Annotated in this window: 17 protein-coding genes and 1 pseudogene; 12 read left to right on the forward strand and 6 right to left on the reverse strand. The window is 63.5% G+C overall.

Going from position 1 to position 17,193, the window contains the following annotated elements; genetic code table 11:
* Positions 1–28: 28 nt before the first annotated feature.
* The gene (locus PQQ53_RS25810) at positions 29–628 is read right to left on the reverse strand and encodes a phosphatase PAP2 family protein (protein ID WP_408327195.1); all 600 of its coding nucleotides are present in this window, start codon (positions 626–628) and stop codon (positions 29–31) included.
* A gap of 153 nt (positions 629–781) precedes the next feature.
* Between PQQ53_RS25810 and PQQ53_RS25815 the strand changes: the two genes are divergently transcribed.
* Positions 782–2,023, forward strand: coding sequence for a Zn-dependent hydrolase (locus PQQ53_RS25815; RefSeq protein WP_408327197.1), 1,242 nt, complete (start codon positions 782–784; stop codon positions 2,021–2,023).
* A gap of 63 nt (positions 2,024–2,086) precedes the next feature.
* Here the strand turns inward: PQQ53_RS25815 and PQQ53_RS25820 are convergent, their stop codons facing one another.
* Positions 2,087–2,392 (reverse strand): panthothenate synthetase, encoded by a 306-nt coding sequence (locus PQQ53_RS25820; protein WP_408149309.1) that lies wholly within the window; start codon positions 2,390–2,392, stop codon positions 2,087–2,089.
* A 77-nt stretch (positions 2,393–2,469) separates the two neighbouring features.
* On the reverse strand, positions 2,470–3,099 hold the full coding sequence (locus PQQ53_RS25825; RefSeq protein ID WP_408327200.1) for a methylated-DNA--[protein]-cysteine S-methyltransferase: 630 nt from the start codon (positions 3,097–3,099) through the stop codon (positions 2,470–2,472).
* Between the two features lie 360 nt (positions 3,100–3,459).
* Here PQQ53_RS25825 and PQQ53_RS25830 point away from each other — a divergent pair, with 360 nt between their 5' ends.
* Together PQQ53_RS25830 and PQQ53_RS25835 are read left to right on the forward strand one after the other, a co-directional pair.
* Entirely contained in the window at positions 3,460–4,800 is a 1,341-nt protein-coding gene (locus tag PQQ53_RS25830; RefSeq protein WP_408327203.1) for a leucine-rich repeat-containing protein kinase family protein, read from the forward strand.
* A gap of 97 nt (positions 4,801–4,897) precedes the next feature.
* Positions 4,898–5,857, forward strand: a complete 960-nt coding sequence (locus tag PQQ53_RS25835; RefSeq protein ID WP_408149315.1) for a substrate-binding domain-containing protein — start codon at positions 4,898–4,900, stop codon at positions 5,855–5,857.
* Between the two features lie 25 nt (positions 5,858–5,882).
* On the opposite strand, the gene PQQ53_RS25840 is transcribed toward PQQ53_RS25835, so the two are convergent.
* Entirely contained in the window at positions 5,883–6,242 is a 360-nt protein-coding gene (locus tag PQQ53_RS25840) for a PRC-barrel domain-containing protein (protein ID WP_408327206.1), read from the reverse strand.
* Between PQQ53_RS25840 and PQQ53_RS25845 the strand changes: the two are divergent.
* Positions 6,163–6,426: pseudogene (locus PQQ53_RS25845) on the forward strand (ATP-binding cassette domain-containing protein); the annotation flags it as partial. The gene PQQ53_RS25840 and the pseudogene PQQ53_RS25845 overlap by 80 nt on opposite strands.
* 90 nt (positions 6,427–6,516) lie before the next feature.
* Here the strand turns inward: PQQ53_RS25845 and PQQ53_RS25850 are convergent.
* A complete protein-coding gene (locus PQQ53_RS25850; RefSeq protein WP_408149319.1) occupies positions 6,517–7,221 on the reverse strand; it encodes a GntR family transcriptional regulator in 705 nt (234 codons plus the stop codon).
* A 209-nt stretch (positions 7,222–7,430) separates the two neighbouring features.
* On the opposite strand from PQQ53_RS25850, the gene PQQ53_RS25855 reads away from it, so the two are divergent.
* From PQQ53_RS25855 to PQQ53_RS25870, 4 genes are all read left to right on the forward strand, one after another.
* Positions 7,431–8,705: a glucarate dehydratase family protein gene (locus tag PQQ53_RS25855; RefSeq protein ID WP_408149321.1), complete on the forward strand. Its 1,275-nt coding sequence runs from the start codon at positions 7,431–7,433 to the stop codon at positions 8,703–8,705.
* 53 nt (positions 8,706–8,758) lie between these two features.
* Positions 8,759–10,087, forward strand: coding sequence for an MFS transporter (locus PQQ53_RS25860; RefSeq protein WP_408327208.1), 1,329 nt, complete (start codon positions 8,759–8,761; stop codon positions 10,085–10,087).
* 109 nt (positions 10,088–10,196) lie between these two features.
* Complete coding sequence (locus tag PQQ53_RS25865) at positions 10,197–11,486, forward strand: MFS transporter (RefSeq protein WP_408151805.1); 1,290 nt, start codon at positions 10,197–10,199, stop codon at positions 11,484–11,486.
* A gap of 204 nt (positions 11,487–11,690) precedes the next feature.
* A complete protein-coding gene (locus PQQ53_RS25870; RefSeq protein ID WP_408149327.1) occupies positions 11,691–12,122 on the forward strand; it encodes an NUDIX hydrolase in 432 nt (143 codons plus the stop codon).
* Positions 12,123–12,187: 65 nt separating this feature from the next.
* On the opposite strand, the gene PQQ53_RS25875 is transcribed toward PQQ53_RS25870, so the two are convergent.
* Entirely contained in the window at positions 12,188–13,096 is a 909-nt protein-coding gene (locus PQQ53_RS25875; protein ID WP_408149329.1) for a LysR substrate-binding domain-containing protein, read from the reverse strand.
* A 195-nt stretch (positions 13,097–13,291) separates the two neighbouring features.
* Here PQQ53_RS25875 and PQQ53_RS25880 point away from each other — a divergent pair, with 195 nt between their 5' ends.
* The 4 genes from PQQ53_RS25880 to PQQ53_RS25895 all read left to right on the forward strand — a co-directional run bounded on the left by PQQ53_RS25880 (position 13,292) and on the right by PQQ53_RS25895 (position 17,186).
* Positions 13,292–14,332 (forward strand): ABC transporter substrate-binding protein, encoded by a 1,041-nt coding sequence (locus tag PQQ53_RS25880; protein WP_408149331.1) that lies wholly within the window; start codon positions 13,292–13,294, stop codon positions 14,330–14,332.
* 71 nt (positions 14,333–14,403) lie between these two features.
* Complete coding sequence (locus tag PQQ53_RS25885; protein WP_408149333.1) at positions 14,404–15,474, forward strand: ABC transporter ATP-binding protein; 1,071 nt, start codon at positions 14,404–14,406, stop codon at positions 15,472–15,474.
* Positions 15,467–16,387 (forward strand): ABC transporter permease, encoded by a 921-nt coding sequence (locus PQQ53_RS25890; protein WP_408149335.1) that lies wholly within the window; start codon positions 15,467–15,469, stop codon positions 16,385–16,387. The genes PQQ53_RS25885 and PQQ53_RS25890 overlap by 8 nt, the downstream gene beginning before the upstream one ends.
* A gap of 4 nt (positions 16,388–16,391) precedes the next feature.
* On the forward strand, positions 16,392–17,186 hold the full coding sequence (locus PQQ53_RS25895) for an ABC transporter permease (RefSeq protein ID WP_408327211.1): 795 nt from the start codon (positions 16,392–16,394) through the stop codon (positions 17,184–17,186).
* The last annotated feature ends 7 nt before the right edge of the window (positions 17,187–17,193 follow it).

Here is a 17,193-nt window from a genome sequence, read left to right on the forward strand (position 1 = left end):
CCGGCCAAACCGCGCGCGTCATGCCGCACTACAGGGGTAACCAGCCCCGCCCGATCGGCCACGCCAGCAGCCTGCGATACACCGCGACCAACCCGCGCGTCGCGCTCGTGCCAAGCAACCAGAACGGCGCGAGCAGGCAAATGGCCACGCTCGCCACGACGACGGCGCCCACCATGTCGAGTGGAAAATGGACGCCGACAAAGACGCGCGCCCACGCCACCGCGAGACCTGCCAGCACGATAGCGACGCCAAGGCGCCTCACCCCGTTCAGCAGCAACGTCAGCGCGACGCAAGCGAATATCGTCCCGTGGTCGCTGGGAAAAGACGAATCAGGCGCATGATCGAGAAAGGTGTAGCCGATGCCCAGCACGAACGGCCGTGGATGCGGCCAGAGCAAGCCGATCACCTGATTGATGCCGAGCGCGAGCAGGGCCGCGCAGCACGCATGCAACGCGGTTTCGCGGCGATGCGCGTCGCCCGATAACCACATCGCGGTCAACGACAGCGGCACGAGATAGATCACGTAATCGGCGATCAAACGCGCGACGTCGAGCAGCGATGCCGATGTCGAAGGCGTGGCGTTGATCGCCAGGAAGAGCGTCTGATTGAACGCTTCGAGTGTATTCATGCCGTGAGTTTTTCGGGGCAGTGCGTTTCAGTTGAGTTGTGCCGACCGATATTAGCGGCCCAAGCTTATGGCATGCTTAGCGCTCGCGTGGCATGAACGCGCGTCGCAACCGAACCCACGCAGCGTGGGTAATCAATCAAAGGAGAGCAAAGCGTGGTGAAGATCAATCCGGACCGGTTGCTGGCCGACCTCAAGCGGCTGCGCAGTTTCGGCGCGACTGGACCGGGTGTGGTCCGGCTTGCGCTCTCGCCGGTGGATCTGGCGTCGCGCGAGTGGCTCGCGGCACGCATGACGGAGGCGGGACTCGACGCGCGCATCGACGGAGTGGGTACGGTGTTCGGGCGCTCGCGCAACAGCGGTCCCGCGCTCGTGATCGGCTCACATACCGACACGCAACCGACCGGCGGCTGGCTCGACGGCGCGATGGGCGTGATCTACGGTCTGGAGATTGCCCGCGCGCTGGCGGAACACGACGATACGAAGCATCTCGCCGTGGACGTGGCTTCGTGGATCGACGAAGAGGGCACGTTTTCCGGCTTGCTCGGCAGCCGCAGCTTCGTGGGCGATGCTGTCGACGACGCGATTCACGGTGCGACGAACCGGCAAGGCGAGCGCCTCGAAGACGTGCTCGAAGCCGCGGGTCTCGCGGGACGGCCGCGTGCGCGCTTCGAGCCCGGCCGTCAGGTCGCCTATCTGGAGCCGCACATCGAACAGGGCGGCCGGCTGGAAGCGGCGGCGAAATCGATCGGCGTCGTCACGACGATCGTTGGGCTGCGCGAGTTGCGTCTGTGCTTCACGGGCCAGCGCAACCATGCCGGCACCACGCCGATGGCGATCCGGCGCGATGCCGGCGCGGCGCTGGTCGCCTTTATTGCCACGATGAACGACGCGTTCGCGCAACTCGCGGATGCCGACACCGTCTGGACCGTGGGCCGCATCGATCTCGACCCGGGCTCGCTGAGCGTCGTGCCGGGCGCGGCCGATATGTATCTGCAATTCCGCGATGCCAATGCCGCGCGCTTGCAGGCGATGGAAAGCAGACTCGCCGGGCTGGTACGGGACTTCAATGCGCGAAACGGCGTGCACGTGGAATTGACGGCCATCGACGAGCCGATGGAACCGGTCAGCATGTCGTCGGCGCTCGCGGAGCATCTCGCCCAGGCCGCCGACGCGATCGCGCCACGGCAATGGATTCGCATGCCGAGCGGGGCGGCGCACGACGCGCAGGTGATTGCGCGCTGCATGCCGGCCTGCATGATGTTCGTGCCGAGCATCGGCGGCGTGAGCCACGACTTCATCGAAGATACGGCCGAGGAGCACATCGTCCTCGGTTGCCAGGTCGCGGCCACGGCGGCCGCCGCTATCTTGCGGGAACAGTGGACGAAGCATGCGTGACGCGCACGGGCGCCGTGGCGTTACGTCAGATGAACCGCCACGACGCTTCACGCGCCACAGGCACTATTTCCATTTCGAGCCGAGCTTGTCCAATCCGGCCTTCATCAGGTCTTCCGGCAACATCGCAATGCGCAATTCGCAGTCGGCGTTGAACTTCAGGAACCAGGGTTCCGCGAGCGACGGAATCGCGGACGCGTCGTCGATGTTCACCGCGAGCACCGCTCCGCGGTGACCGTTCTGTTCGGTGAAGTAGACTGTCTCCGGTTTCGTCTCGTCGAGTATCTTCGCCATGACTTCGCCGATGCTGCCGTCGCGCACCATCGTGTTGAACGGTTCGTGCGGGATTCGTATGTTGAGAAGCATGCGCATGTCATCCTCCTGGTTGAGGCCCAAAGGGCTTCTTAAGGATAGGTGCTTTATGCGCCGCTACTAGTCCGCACTTGCGCTCAGTTGCCGAACAGCGATGCTTGCGTTCCGTGGCTCGGCGCATAGCGCGCGGGCTTCGCCTGAGCCTTGCTCTCCGTGCCGGCGATTGCCGGCGCGTGCGCTTGCGCTTGCGTCTTTCCTTGCGTATCGGCCGCCGCCTCCAGCGAAGTCTGCCCGGCTTCGAGCGACAGCAGCAGCATCTTGTTGGCCAGCCCGCCCGCAAAACCGGTCAGCTCGCCGGACGCGCCGATCACGCGATGGCACGGCGCGACGATCGAGATCGGGTTCCTGCCGTTTGCCGCGCCGACTGCCCGCACCGCATTGACGTTGCCGATCTGCTGCGCGATTTCCGCGTAGCTGCGCGTCTGGCCGAACGGGATCGTCAACAGTGCGTGCCAGACTTTCTTCTGGAACTCGGTGCCTTGAAAATCGAGCGCGAGGTCGAACGCGTGGCGCGTGCCGGCGAAATACTCCTGCAATTGCCGCTCGGTTTCGATCAGCACGCCACGGTCATTCGCTTCGATGAGCTCGCCGAGACGCACCCGGTTCGGCTTGTCGTTTTCCCACAGAATCGCGGCCAGGCGCTCGCCGTTGGCGACGAGCTTCAACTGACCGACAGGCGAATCCATCAACTTGTATGCGTACGTCACTTTGCTTGCTCCTGACTGGTTGGAGGCCGAGGCAAACGAGGCCGGCCGGCGAATCCGCGCTGAAAGCGCGCCTATATTCGACAGTGTGAGCCTCGCTGCTTCTGAAGACGCTCCAGATCTTGCTATCTGATTCGTGCCCGGCATCGATGTTCCCGCACCTTGGCGGGAAAGCACGCAGGGCTGTCACTGTACCGCTCTTTGCGCGTCTCTTCATAGCAGGTCGCGGGCATTGCCATCCGATCGGACACGCTCAGCCCGCACCGCATCGACAAGCTCCGGCGAATGGCCCGCGCGCGCATCCGGCCCGCGACTCAGTAGAATCGATACCTTCGATACGATGCTCACCGCCTTCTCCTCACTGTGACGACGACACTAGAACAACTGCGGGCCGGGCAACTCACGGGCGCACGCCAGCTCAAACTGACATGCGGCCTGAACGAATTCCCGCGCGAAATTTTCGATCTCGCCGACACGCTGGAAGTACTCGACCTCTCGGGCAATGCGCTCACCTCGTTGCCCGACGATTTGCCGCGACTGCGCAATCTGCGCATTCTTTTCGCGTCCGACAACCCGTTCACCGAACTGCCGGAAGTGCTGGGCGAATGCTCGCAATTGAGCATGGTCGGCTTCAAGGCGAACCGCATTCGGACGGTGCCGGGGAACGCGCTCGCACCGCAATTGCGTTGGCTGATCCTGACCGACAACGAGATCGAAGCGTTGCCGCCGGAGATAGGCGGCTGTACGCAATTGCAGAAGCTGATGCTGGCCGGCAACCGTTTGCGCACGCTTCCCGACCAACTGGCCGCGTGCTCGCGGCTCGAATTGCTGCGTCTCGCGGCGAACCGGCTCGACGGATTGCCGGGCTGGCTGCTGCGTCTGCCGCGGCTCGCATGGCTGGCTTATGCGGGCAATCCGTTCAGCGAGGCGCTGGAAGCGGCGGCATTGCGCGACACGCCGATCGCCGGGATTCGATGGGATCGGTTGACACTCGAACAGCCATTGGGCGAAGGCGCTTCCGGTGTCATCTATCGCGCGCAGCTTTTCGCGGACCCGGAGCACGCGTCGCGTGCCGTCGCCGTGAAGCTGTTCAAGGGCGCCGTGACCAGCGACGGTTTGCCCGACTGCGAAATGGCCGCTTGCATTCGAGGCGGCGACCATGCGAACCTGATCCCCGTGGCGGGAAAAGTGCAGGACCATCCGGCGGACACGCATGGTCTCGTGATGGAACTGATCGATCCGCAATTCAGGAACCTCGCCGGTCCGCCGAGCCTCGCGTCCTGCACGCGCGACATCTACGACGCCGGCACGCGCTTCGATCTCGACTCCGCATTGGATATCGCGTACGGCATTGCAGCGGCGGCAAATCATTTGCATCGGCGTGGCGTGATGCACGGCGATCTCTATGCGCACAATATTTTGTATGACGGCACGGGGCGCGCGCTATTGGGCGATTTCGGCGCAGCGTCGTTCTATGCCGCGGACGATCGCGACACCGGCGCCGTGTTGCAGCGCGTGGAAATCAGGGCGTATGGCTGCCTGCTCGAAGAATTGATCGAACGCTGCGACGCTCTGGATGCACACACGGACATCGCGGCGAAGCTCACCGCATTGAAGGACGCCTGCCTCACCGAAGCGGTCGGCAGCCGTCCGCTGTTCGACGAAATCGCGGCCTGTGTGCTCGCGTTGAAGGGCGATCGATGAACCGCATGCACGGCTCCGCACGTTGTCGGCGTCGCGATCCGCTTTCGTTCGAACGCGGCGCGCCGATGCGCCGAGCCGGCCCGCAAGGAGAGAACCGATGAAGCAGACCATGCGCCGCCGCGTACTGTTTGCCGGCGCGCTCGCCGCTGCCGGACTGAGCGGGGCAGCCCGTGTCGACGCGCAAGGCGGCAAGCCGAAGGTCGCGCTCGTGCTGAAGTCGCTCGCCGATCCGTTCACGGTGGCGATGGCCGACGCCGCGCGCAATCATCAGCAGCATTACGCAGCGCAATTCGCGCTGACTGTTCGGGGCACGGCGAGAGAGACCGACACGGCCGCGCAGATCCGGATGGTCGAGGAGATGATCAAGGCGAAGATGGACGCGATCGTGATTGCGCCCACCGATTCGAAGGCGCTCACGGCGGTGGTGGCGCGTGGCATCAGGGCCGGCATCATCATGATCACGATCGACAATCCACTCGACGATGCCTCGCAGGTGGCCGCCGGCATTTCGGTGCCGTTCGTCGGTCCGAACAATCGCAAAGGCGCCGCGCAAGTGGGCCACTATCTGGCCGGGCGGCTGAAGGCGGGCGATCAGGTGGGGATCATCGAAGGCATCGCGGTGGATCGCAATGCGCAGCAACGCACGGCCGGCAGCAAGGACGCCATGGACGCCGCCGGTATCAAGGTCGTCGCGATTCAGGCCGGCAACTGGGACTACGGCAAGGGCCGCGACGTGGCCACGAACATGCTCAACGAGCATCCGCAGATTCGCGCGCTGCTGTGCGGCAACGACAACATGGCGATGGGCGCGGTCGATGCGATTCGCGACGCGGGCCGAAGCGGCGGCGTGTATGTCACCGGCTATAACGCAGTCGAAGCCATCAAACCGCTTCTCGCCGACGGCCGCGTGCTCGCGACGATCAATCAGTTTGCCGACCGGCAAGCCATCTTCGGAATCGATGTGGCGTTAAAGGCGGTGACCGAGCACAAGAAGCAGAAAGAACTGTCGAGACTGATCGAAACGCCGCTGCAACTCGTCACCGCCGCGGGTCATTGAGCGCCGGCGCTCGCCGGCCCTTTGTCTATTCCGCCTTCACCTTGCGCGGCTTGGTCGCCTTTTCGAGCCTGTTGCACTCGAAACTGGGCACCGACTTCAACGCTTCCTTCGTGGCGCCCGCGAGGAACAGATTGCCGTCGCGAATCTCGAAGTGATCGATCGGGATCGCGACATAATGCTTGCCCATGCCGAGAAAGCCGCCGACCGACACGACCGCGAAAGTCGCCTGACGGTCCGGCGAAACGATCACGTCATCGATGCTGCCGATCTTGTCGTTGAGGTCGTTATAGACCGGCTCGTCGACCATGGAGCCGCAGATCATGCTGTTCGACGAGCCGACTTCGGCGCTCGATCCCGAAATGATCAAAGAAGTGCTTGAAACCATGATCGGGCTGGCGGACTCCGGCATGACGATGATCTGCGTGACCCACGAGATGGGATTCGCGAGGCAGGTTGCGGACCGCGTGGTGTTTATGGATCAGGGCGAGATCATCGAGACCGTCACGCCGCGGGCGGTGTTCGATCATCCTCGCAGTGCGCGGTTGAAGCAGTTTCTTTGTCAGGTGGTGAGGGCGGATCAGGTCGGTTGCCGGTACGCCATTCACGCGATGTGGGGCGGCTTGCAACAACGGCGGTCGCCCACATGTCACCAGGCGTCTTCAGTCGTCCGAGAGGAAGTTCGGATGACTCGTGCGGATCTGATCCACCTGATTGAGCGTACCGGACAGATGCTTGCGCAGCGCCGCCTGCGCGGCCGCGACGTCGCCCTTGTCGATCGCATCGACGATCTCGGTGTGATCGCGCACCACCGCCATCGTCTTACCCTCCACCGGCAGGTGCAAGCGCCGCAGCCGGTCGATGTGGCCGCTCAGTCTGCGCACCAGATCCCACAGTTGCGGCACGCCCGCCGCCTCGTACATCTGTCGATGAAAGCGCTGGTCGAGCAGCGAGAACTGCTCGTAGTTCTTGAGATCACGCAGTTCCATCTGCCCCGCGATCGTGGCGCGCAACTGGGCGATCAATGCGGCATCGCGCTGCTCCGTGAGCGTGCGCACGACCTCCAGTTCGATCGAACGACGCAGGAAGTGCGCCTGCAACGCCGACGTCACGCTGATCTGGCTCACGACGGTGGCGTGTTGCGGAAAGATGTCGACGAGGCCTTCCTCGCCGAGCTTCATCAACGCATCGCGCACGGGCGTCTGGCTCAGGCCGTACTGCGTGGCCAGATCGGCGCGCGAGAGCACCGTGCCGGGCGCCAGTTCGAGCGACAGGATCATTTCGCGCAGTCGTTCGAATACTTGCGGCGCGGCGTGGCGGGACCGGTCGAGCCGGCACGCCGTCGGCGGGGAAGCGTTGGTTTTCATGGCGGAGCGCAATGCGTGGACGCGGACGGAAAGGCTGATCCGACCCGCTGAAATATTAATACTATAGCCGACGCCCGCACGCCTTCTGCGATCGTGCAACCATTTTCCGGCCAGGCGAAGGTGGGTATTTACCCCACTAACGCACTAATACATTAGTGCTTTACTATGCGTCCATCAATTTCCACCCCCTTATCTGCCGGATTGCCACCATGACTCGGGACATCACCGTCACCCAAGTGCGAATTACTCCGATCGCTTTCCGCGACGGCCCGCTCCTCAACGCAGCCGGCATCCACGAGCCGTGGGCCTTGCGCGCGATTGTGGAACTGGAGACGAGCGACGGCCGCGTCGGCATCTCCGAGACTTACGGCGACGAACCGATGCTGCGCGTGCTCGAACAGGCCAAGGCACTGGTGATCGGCCTGTCGCCGTTCGATCTCAACCGGATGGAAGAGCGCGTGCGCGCGTCGATCAAGGCGGCGCCAGGCGCGGTCGAATTCGAACTCGCGCCCGGCTCGCACGCGGCGAAGAACGCGCCGAAAGTCATCAGCACGCTCGAAGTCGCGATGCTCGATTTGCAGGGGCAAATCGTCGGCGCGCCGATCGTCGACCTGCTCGGCGGCAAGGTTCGCGACGCGGTGCCCTACAGCGCTTACCTCTTCTTCAAGTACGCGGAGCACGTCGACAAGCCGTATGCGCCTGATGCCTGGGGCGAAGGCCTGAGCGCGGAGCAGATCGTCGCGCAGGCGCGCCGCATGATCGAGCTGTACGGCTTCCAGAGCATCAAGCTCAAGGGCGGCGTGTTCGAGCCGGCGCACGAAATCGCGTGCATGCGTGCGTTGCATCAGGCCTTCCCCGGTGTGCCGCTGCGCCTCGATCCGAACGCCAACTGGACGCTCGAAACGAGCATCAAGGCCGCGCCAGAACTCGACGAACTGCTCGAGTACTACGAAGACCCGTGTCCGGGGCTGGCCGGTATGGCCGAGCTGGCGAAGCACACCCGCCTGCCGCTCGCGACCAACATGGTGATCACGACCATGGACGACTTCCGCCGCGGCGCCGAGATGGGCTCGGTCAAGGTCTTGCTCTCGGATCACCATTACTGGGGCGGCCTGCGCGCGACCCAGACTCTCGCACGCATGTGCAAGCTGTGGGACCTGGGCATGTCGATGCACTCCAACTCGCACCTCGGCATCAGCCTGATGGCGATGACGCACGTCGCGGCGAGCATCCCCAATCTGACCTACGCCTGCGACACCCACTACCCGTGGCAGGAGGAAGAAGTCATCAAGGGCGGCCGCGTGAGCTTCGATAACGGTGCGGTGCGCGTGCCGGCCACGCCGGGCCTTGGCGTCGAGCTCGACCGCGACCGGCTGGCCGAATTGCATGCCCAATATCTGTCATGCGGTGTGCGCAATCGCGACGACCTGAAGCAGATGCAAAAGTACGACCCCAGCTTCACCGGCAAGAACCCGCGCTTCTGAACCGCGCGGACAGCGGATCCGCAACGCGCATTGCCAACCAAGGAGACAACCCCATGAGCAGATCCAATCCGGCCACGGCCGGCGTGGACCGAGTCGACGCGCTGGCAACTGCCGTCCGGAAGATCAAGTGGCATGTGTTGCCGCTCTTCGTCGTGATGTTCATCGTCAACTACATCGACCGCGTGAATATTGGCTTCGTCCGCCAGCACCTGAGCGCCGATCTTGGCATCGGCGCGGCGGCGTACGGGCTCGGCGCGGGGCTTTTCTTCGTCAGCTATGCGGTCTTCGAAGTGCCGTCGAACATGCTGTTGCAACGCTACGGCGCGAAGGCGTGGCTCACGCGCATCATGTTCACGTGGGGGCTGGCCGCGGTCGGCATGGCCTTCGTGCGCGGCGAGATGTCGTTCTACGCGATGCGGCTCGTGCTCGGCGCGGCAGAGGCCGGCTTCTTTCCCGGCGTGGTGTTCTATTTCACCAAATGGCTGCCGCGCGACGAGCGCGGCAAGGCAATGGCGATCTTTCTCAGCGGCTCGGCGCTCGCCTCGGTGCTCTCCGGGCCGATCTCCGGCGCGCTGATGCTGATCAGCGGCGGCGGCTTGCACGGCTGGCAGTGGATGTTCGTGATCGAAGGCATGGCCTCGGTGGTGCTGGCCGGCTTCATCTGGTTCTGGCTCGACTCGAATCCGCGCGACGCCCGATGGCTGAGCCGTGCCGAGCAGGATGCGGTCGTTGCCGAGATCGAGGACGAGCAGCGCCGGCGCGATGCGGCGCACGCGGTCGCGCCGTCGGCGTGGAGCCTGCTGCGCGACCCGCAGATCCTGATCTTCTGCCTGATCTATTTCTCGGTTTCGCTGACGATCTACGGTGCGACCTTCTGGCTGCCCAGCATCATTCGCAAGATGGGCCACTTCAACGACTTCCAGGTCGGGCTCTTCAATTCGATCCCGTGGCTGATCTCGATCGTGGCGATGTACTTCTTCGCCATGCTCGCCGCGCGCTTCAAGTTCCAGCAGGCATGGGTTGCGTGCGTGCTGTTGATCGCCGCGCTCGGCATGTATGCAGCAGGCAAGGGCAGCCCGACATTCTCGTTCGTCGCGATCTGCTTTGCGGCGATCGGTTTCAAAGCCGCATCCGCCCTGTTCTGGCCGATTCCGCAGGGCTATCTGGACGCGCGGATTTCCGCGGCGGTGCTGGCGCTGATCAATTCGATCGGCAACCTGGGCGGCTTCGTCGCGCCGGCGACCTTCGGCTTGCTCGAGCAGAAGACCGGCTCGATCGAAGGCGGGCTCACGGGGCTGGCCGTGATGTCGGTGGTGGCCGCCGGGGTGGTTTTCTTTGCCCGCATGACGCCTCGCGAGGGCCGGCGCGCCCTCGCGCTATAGACGGCGTACGGATCGCTTTGCCGGGCATTTCATATTGACATTCAGGTCCCGGTGTCCGTCGTATTCACGAGGATATCGCGGCCATTCATACCAACGTTGGGGACACACGATGAAAATGATAGGAACCCAATCCGCCGCCGATCAAACGGCAGTCGGACGATACCGATGGACGATCTGCGCGCTGATCTTCTTCGCGACGACGATCAACTACATGGATCGTCAGATGCTCGGGCTGCTCGCGCCGCTGCTGCAAAAAGACATTGGCTGGACGCAGGTCCAGTACGCGCAAACCGTGATGGTGTTCACGGTCGCCTATGCAGTAGGTCTCGCGACGTTCGGGCGCATCGCGGACAAGATCAGCACCAAGGTGGTCTACGGCAGTGCGATGGCGATGTGGAGCCTCGCCGCGATGCTGCATGCGGTGGCGGCGAGCGTCCCGGGCTTCGCGGCCGTGCGTGGTTTGCTCGGGTTCGGCGAGGCGGCCAATTTCCCGGTCGCTATCCGCACCACGGCCACCTGGTTCCCGAAGAAGGAGCGCGCGTTGGCCACGGGCTTATGGAACATGGGCGCTACCATCGGCGGGATCGTGGCACCTGCATTCGTACCGATCGCCGCCGTCACGTGGGGTTGGCGCGCGACGTTCATTGCGGGCGGGGCGGCAGGTTTCGTGTGGCTGGCGGTGTGGATGCTGGTGTACCGTCCTCCCGCGGAGCATGCGTCGGTATCGAAGGCTGAGCTGGATTACATCAATTCGGACCGCGACGAAAGCGTCGAGCAACCCGTGAGCTGGCTTTCGGTGCTGAAGTACCGCGAAACGTGGGCGTTCGTCTTTGGCAAGCTGCTGACCGATCCGGTGTGGTGGTTCTATCTGTTCTGGCTGCCCAAATGGCTCAATGAATCGCGGCATATCGACATCAGCAATATGGGCCTGCCGTTGATCGCCATTTACACGATGGCATCCGTCGGCAGCGTGGCGGGCGGCTGGCTGTCATCGCGACTGATGCAGCGTGCCCACAAACCCAATATCGCGCGCAAGGTCACGATGGGTATCTGCGCGCTGTGCGTGCTGCCGATTGCCACGCTGTCGCATTTTCAGAGCCTCTGGTACGCGGTTTTCGCTGTCGGTCTGGCCGCGGCGGCTCACCAGGGGTGGTCGGCGAATCTCGTCACTACCGTTGGCGATGTGTTTCCGCGCCGGATGGTGGGCACGGTGGTCGGTATCGGCGGCGTGGCGGGGATGATCGGTTCGTTCTTCTTCTCGGGCGTGATCGGCGAGACGTTGCAGCGCACCGGTCAGTATTGGGCGCTCTTCGCTGTGGGGGCGTCGGCTTATCTGGTGGCGCTCGGCATCATTCATTTGTTGATGCCGCGGATGACGCCTGTGAAGTTGCGCGATTAACGGGCTATGGCTGGTTGAGGTCTCTTTGAAAGAGCAGGCGCGATACTGGATGGGTGTCGCGCCGGAGACCGTGTTTTGCGTGTGTATTGACGGGGTTGCGCCCATGCATTGGCCGGCATCGGTGCATTTATTTGAAGCCGGAACCTCCCGGCATGAAATACCGCATCCGGCTACTCTCGCCATTGGTCCCCGGGGCCCGACAAAATGACCCGAATGCAAAGTGTCGTCGATGTGCATGTTCTGTTCCTGAACGACAACGACGAATGCCTCTTCATCCAGAGAGCCAATACCGGACATCGAGACGGGCAGTACTCGCTGGTGGCCGGCCACCTTGAACCGGGCGAATCCATCGAGGCGTGTGCGATCCGCGAATCGAAGGAAGAAGCGGGCGTCACGATTGCACCAGGGGCGCTTGAATTCTCGCTGGTGATGAGGCGCGATTCGGAACAGAACCGCATTAGCTTCTTTCTGTCGTGCCGGGCATGGCAAGGCGTCCTGATCAACATGGAGCCGCACAAATGCGCCGGCTTCGTATGGGCGAAACTGGACAACCCTCCCGCGCCGACCGTCGACTACGTGGCCAATGCGCTCGAACGCATTCGTGAAGGCGTGCAGCTGGCCGACTTCAAACCATAGGCGCAGGCTCGCGCATCTTTTTCTGATGCGACGGTCTAGCGCGATTCGCGCCATTGACCTCATCCTCATCGAAGCCACGCATCCTCCGGCAACTGCGCATGCGCAAACGCCCGCACGTGCTGTACGAATTTCTTCACCAGCAATGAAGGCGGCCGCTGCGACGGCAGCAGCACCGAAAAATCCGTTCCGATGGCCGGCTCGAAACGGCGAAACACCACGTCCTTGCCGCGATATTCGAGCGCGGCGACCGGATCGATAATCGCGATGCCCATGCCCGCGGCGACGAACGAACAAATGCCCGCCGACGTCTGCGTCTCCACCATCAGCTTGCGCTCGATACCGTGCGACGCGAACAGCGCGTCGATTTCATAACGCGACTGCAAGCCGCGCCAATGAGACACGAACGGCTCATTGCGCAAATCCTCCGGCACGAGTGTGCTTTTGGCCGCCAGCGGATGCGCGGCCGGCACCGCGCACACCATCCGCGTGGACATCAGCAACTCGCCGTGTGCGCTCGGTGTGGTCAGCGCCAGAATCACGAACCCGACATCGCAGCGATGCTCGACGACCATGTCGAGGACGGTGCGCGACGCGTGCGACGCCAGCGATATCTCCACCCCCGTATGCAGCGCGCTGAACCCGGCGATCGCGCGCGGCAGGAACGACAGCGCCAGCGCCGGGGCACTCGCGATCTGCAACATGCCGCGCTGCGACGCGCGAATCTCCAGCGCCGCCCGTTCGATCCGCTCGACGCCGACCAGCGAGCGCTGCACTTCCTCATGCAGCGCGAAGGCCTCCGGTGTCGGCTGAAGACGGCCCAGCGTGCGGTCGAACAGCGCGAACCCGGTGTTCTCTTCGAGGTCGTTGATGAGCCGCGTCACCGCGGGCTGCGAGATGTGCAGCATTTGCGCCGCGCGCGTGACCGTGCGGCACACCATCACGGCGTTGAAGGCTTCGAGCTGACGGATCTTCACGGCGGGTCTCTCCAATTGGTATAAGCAAATGTTATACGACACCAAAAAAATTCGATTATCCGCTGCTTTTTTTTCCAAATAAGCTGACTTTACTGCGGGATATGCGGCGCATTGTTTACGATACATGCCAATAACCCGGTGATATCCCTCATTGACTCAACCGCGCTGCGGGGCGCTTCTCGAGGAGAGACGAAGATGGCTGGACGTTCGAGGTGGTTACTGGGTGCAGCCGGCGTGCTGGCCGCCGGCTGCGCGTTGCCGGCACTGGCGGCGCCGACGCTGTATCTCGGCTCATATGGCGGTTCGACGCAGGACCTGTTTCAGAAGAAGATCATTCCCGCGTTCGAAGCGAATCACGACGTGAAAATCGTCTACGTGCCGGGCAATTCCACGGACACGCTCGCGAAGCTGCAAGCGCAGAAGGCGAAGGAAGAACTCGACGTGGTGCTGCTCGACGACGGCCCGATGTACCAGGCGACCCAGTTCGGCTTCTGCGACAAGCTGCAGGACGGCCCGGTCTACAAGGACGTGTACGACATCGGCAAGATGAACGCGAACGCGACCTCGGTGGGCGTGGTGGCGACGGGTCTCGTCTACAACACGGAGGCGTTCAAAAAGGCCGGCCTGCCGAAGCCCGACTCGTGGGAAGTGCTGACCGACAAACGCCTGCGCCAGAAGATCGCGATTCCGCCGATCAACAACACGTATGGCCTACAAACGCTGCTGACCTACGCGCGGCTGCGCCACGGCAGCGATCACAACATCGATCCCGGCATGACGGCGCTTGCGAAGGAAGTCGGCCCGAACGTGCTGGCGTGGGAACCGTCGCCGGGCAAGATGACGGAGATGTTCCAGAACGGCGACGTGACGCTCGCCGTGTGGGGCAGCGGCCGCGTCGCGGCACTGAAGGCGACCGGTTTCCCGGTCGAGTTCATCTATCCGAAAGAGGGCGCTCCGGCAATGTTCACCGCCGCGTGTCCGGTCGTGCATAGCGACGTCGCCGCGCTATCGCAACAGTTCGTGCAATTCCTGCTGTCGCCGCAAGTGCAGGCATGGCTTGCCGAAGGGCAGGGCTGGGGGCCGGTCAACAAGAATACGAAGCTCTCGCCGGCCGTCGCCGCGACCGTGCCGTACACGCCGGATCAGATCAACCGGCTCGTGAAGACCGATTGGACCTTCGTCAACGACAAGCGCTCCGACTGGACCAACCGCTGGAACCGCACCGTCGAACGTTGATCGGCGCCGCCGTGTTGCGCGGCGGCCTGTATCTATGCGTTGCCATTGGTCGTGCATCAGGACACTACAACATGAGCTTCCTCACACTGGATGGCCTCGGCAAGGCCTACGGCGAATTCAATGCGGTCGAGAGCATCAACCTGTCGATCGAACGCGGAGAATTCGTCTCGCTGCTCGGTCCGTCAGGCTGCGGCAAAACCACCACGCTGCAGATGGTCGCGGGCTTCGTCGAACCGACGCGCGGCCGCATACTGCTCAATGGTGCGGACATTACACGCGAGCGGCCCGAGAAGCGTGGCATGGGCATCGTGTTCCAGAGCTACGCGCTATTCCCGCACATGACGGTCGGCAATAACGTCGGCTTCGGCCTCGACATGCGCAACGTGACGCGCGGCGAACGCGCCACGCGCATTGCCGAAGTGCTGGAGATGGTGCGGCTCACGGGCCTCGACAAGCGCTACCCGCGCGAACTGTCCGGTGGTCAGCGGCAGCGTGTGGCGATTGCGCGTGCGCTCGCAATCCGTCCGCAAGTGCTGTTGCTCGACGAGCCGATGTCGAATCTCGACGCGAAGCTGCGCGAGGACATGCACGTCGAATTGCGCGCGATCCAGAAGAAGCTCGGCATCACGACGATCCTCGTCACGCACGATCAGGTCGAGGCGATGACGATGAGCGACCGCATCGCTGTGATGCACGGCGGCCATATCGTGCAGACAGGTTCGCCGTTCGATGCTTACGAGAAGCCCGAGTCGGTATTCGCGTCGGGCTTTCTCGGCAAGACCAATGCGTTGCGCGGCACCGTCGAACGGTTGAACGAGCGATGCGCGGAAGTGCGGGTCGGCGCGAGCGTGATGAAGGTGCCGCACGGCGGCCGCCGTTTCGATGGCGACGTGCAGCTTTACGTGCGGCCCGAACGGGTCTCGCTGACGGATTCGTCCGCCGCCGACGCAACGCTGCAAGGACGGGTGTCGACGTGCCTCTTTCTCGGCAATCACTGGATGCTGCAGATCGACACGCCGCTCGGCATGGTCCGCGCGAGCCTGCCCAATCTCGGCACGACGCCGCCGCGTGAAGGCGACACGGTCGGCGTGCATTGGTCCGACGACGCGGTACGGATTCTCGCGGAGAGCGCACATGGCTGAGTCTTCTCCTTCCCCGCTGCCCGTACCGTCCCATGCAGCACCCCGCACGAGTGACACGCGTGCGAGCGCCGCGCCGTGGCTGCTCGCCGGCCCCGCGCTACTGCTGTTTTGCGGGCTGCTGCTGGTGCCGCTGCTGTTGACCGCCGTGCTGTCGTTTCATGCGTTCGACGGCACGCAAGGCGTGTTGCCGACGTTCACGCTGTCCAACTACGTCGAAGTATTGAGCGACGGCTATTACCACGAGATCTTTCTGCGCACGGCCGGCATGGCGCTCGCGGTCACGCTGCTGTGCGTGGTGCTCGGCGTGCCGGAGACGATCATCCTCGCGCGTATGAAAAGCCCGTGGCGCTCGATTTTTCTGATCGTGATTCTCGGGCCGCTGCTGATTTCGGTGGTGGTGCGCACGCTCGGCTGGGCGATCCTGCTCGGCAATAACGGTCTGCTCAACGATGCGTTGCAGGCGCTCGGCGTGACGAGCGAGCCGATCAAACTCGTGTTCACGATGACCGGCGTGATCATCGGTCTCACGCATGTACTGGTGCCGTTCATGGTGATCTCGGTGTGGGCCACGCTGCAAAAGCTCGATCTGCAAGTGGAAAACGCCGCGCGCTCGCTCGGCGCGCCCCCGTTCGCGGTGTTTCGCCGCGTAGTGTTGCCGCAATTGCTGCCGGGCGTGCTGTCCGGTTCGATCATCGTGTTCGCGCTGGCCGCCTCCGCGTTCGCAACGCCCGCGCTGCTCGGCGGCCGGCGTTTGAAAGTCGCCGCCACCGCTGCCTACGACGAGTTTCTGAACACGTTGAACTGGCCGCTCGGCGCGACCATCGCCGTGCTGCTGCTGATCGCGAACATCGCGATCATTCTCGGCTGCAACCGCTGGATCGAACGGCGCTTCCGCGCGGTCTTCGAGGGCTGACGTCATGCGAAAAAACAATTGGCTCGCGCTGTGTTACCACACGCTGTTCATGATCTTCATCGTGGCGCCGCTGCTGGTCGTAATCGCCGTGTCGTTCACCGACAAGGGCTACATCTCGATGCCCACCAACGGTTTGTCGTTGCGCTGGTTCCGCGCGATCGCCGACGCGCCGGACATCATCGACGCGTTCTGGCTGTCGTTGCGTCTCGGCGTCGCATCGGCGAGCGTGGCAGTGCTGTTCGCGGTGCCCGGCGCATTGGCGCTCACGCGCTATCGCTTTCCGGGCCGTGGCGCGGTGTCGGCGTTCTTCCTGTCGCCGCTGATGATTCCGAACGTGGTACTCGGCGTCGCGTTCCTGCGTTTCTTCACCACGGCCGGCATGTCGGGCTCGTTCTTCTGGCTCACGCTGACGCACGTCACGGTGATTTTTCCGTACGCATTGCGTTTGACGCTGGCGGCGGCCACCGGGCTCGACCGCGACGCCGAACGCGCGGCCTTGTCGCTCGGCGCGAAACGCTTCACCACGTTCCGCCGCGTGATTCTGCCGATGATCCTGCCAGGCGTTGCCGCCGGCTGGATGCTCGCATTCATCCAGAGCTTCGACGAACTAACGATGACCGTCTTCGTCGCGACACCTGGCACCACCACGCTGCCCGTGGCGATGTACAACCAGATTGCGCAAACCATCGATCCGCTCGTCGCGTCGGTGTCGACGGTGCTGATCGTCGGCACGGCGATCCTGATGGTGGTGATGGACCGCATCGTCGGACTCGATCGCGTGTTGATCGGCAAAAACTGAAACAGAT

Source organism: Paraburkholderia strydomiana, from assembly GCF_046030495.1.
In the GTDB taxonomy this organism is placed as follows: domain Bacteria; phylum Pseudomonadota; class Gammaproteobacteria; order Burkholderiales; family Burkholderiaceae; genus Paraburkholderia; species Paraburkholderia strydomiana_A.

Excerpts from the sequence above, each read along its gene's own strand:
- PQQ53_RS25810 (WP_408327195.1), bottom strand. The coding sequence starts at position 628 with ATGAATACACTCGAAGCGTTCAATCAGACGCTCTTCCTGGCGATCAAC.
- PQQ53_RS25820 (WP_408149309.1), bottom strand. The coding sequence starts at position 2,392 with ATGCGCATGCTTCTCAACATACGAATCCCGCACGAACCGTTCAACACG.
- PQQ53_RS25835 (WP_408149315.1), top strand. The coding sequence starts at position 4,898 with ATGAAGCAGACCATGCGCCGCCGCGTACTGTTTGCCGGCGCGCTCGCC.
- PQQ53_RS25840 (WP_408327206.1), bottom strand. The coding sequence starts at position 6,242 with ATGGTTTCAAGCACTTCTTTGATCATTTCGGGATCGAGCGCCGAAGTC.
- PQQ53_RS25850 (WP_408149319.1), bottom strand. The coding sequence starts at position 7,221 with ATGAAAACCAACGCTTCCCCGCCGACGGCGTGCCGGCTCGACCGGTCC.
- PQQ53_RS25855 (WP_408149321.1), top strand. The coding sequence starts at position 7,431 with ATGACTCGGGACATCACCGTCACCCAAGTGCGAATTACTCCGATCGCT.
- PQQ53_RS25860 (WP_408327208.1), top strand. The coding sequence starts at position 8,759 with ATGAGCAGATCCAATCCGGCCACGGCCGGCGTGGACCGAGTCGACGCG.
- PQQ53_RS25865 (WP_408151805.1), top strand. The coding sequence starts at position 10,197 with ATGAAAATGATAGGAACCCAATCCGCCGCCGATCAAACGGCAGTCGGA.
- PQQ53_RS25870 (WP_408149327.1), top strand. The coding sequence starts at position 11,691 with ATGACCCGAATGCAAAGTGTCGTCGATGTGCATGTTCTGTTCCTGAAC.
- PQQ53_RS25880 (WP_408149331.1), top strand. The coding sequence starts at position 13,292 with ATGGCTGGACGTTCGAGGTGGTTACTGGGTGCAGCCGGCGTGCTGGCC.
- PQQ53_RS25885 (WP_408149333.1), top strand. The coding sequence starts at position 14,404 with ATGAGCTTCCTCACACTGGATGGCCTCGGCAAGGCCTACGGCGAATTC.
- PQQ53_RS25890 (WP_408149335.1), top strand. The coding sequence starts at position 15,467 with ATGGCTGAGTCTTCTCCTTCCCCGCTGCCCGTACCGTCCCATGCAGCA.
- PQQ53_RS25895 (WP_408327211.1), top strand. The coding sequence starts at position 16,392 with ATGCGAAAAAACAATTGGCTCGCGCTGTGTTACCACACGCTGTTCATG.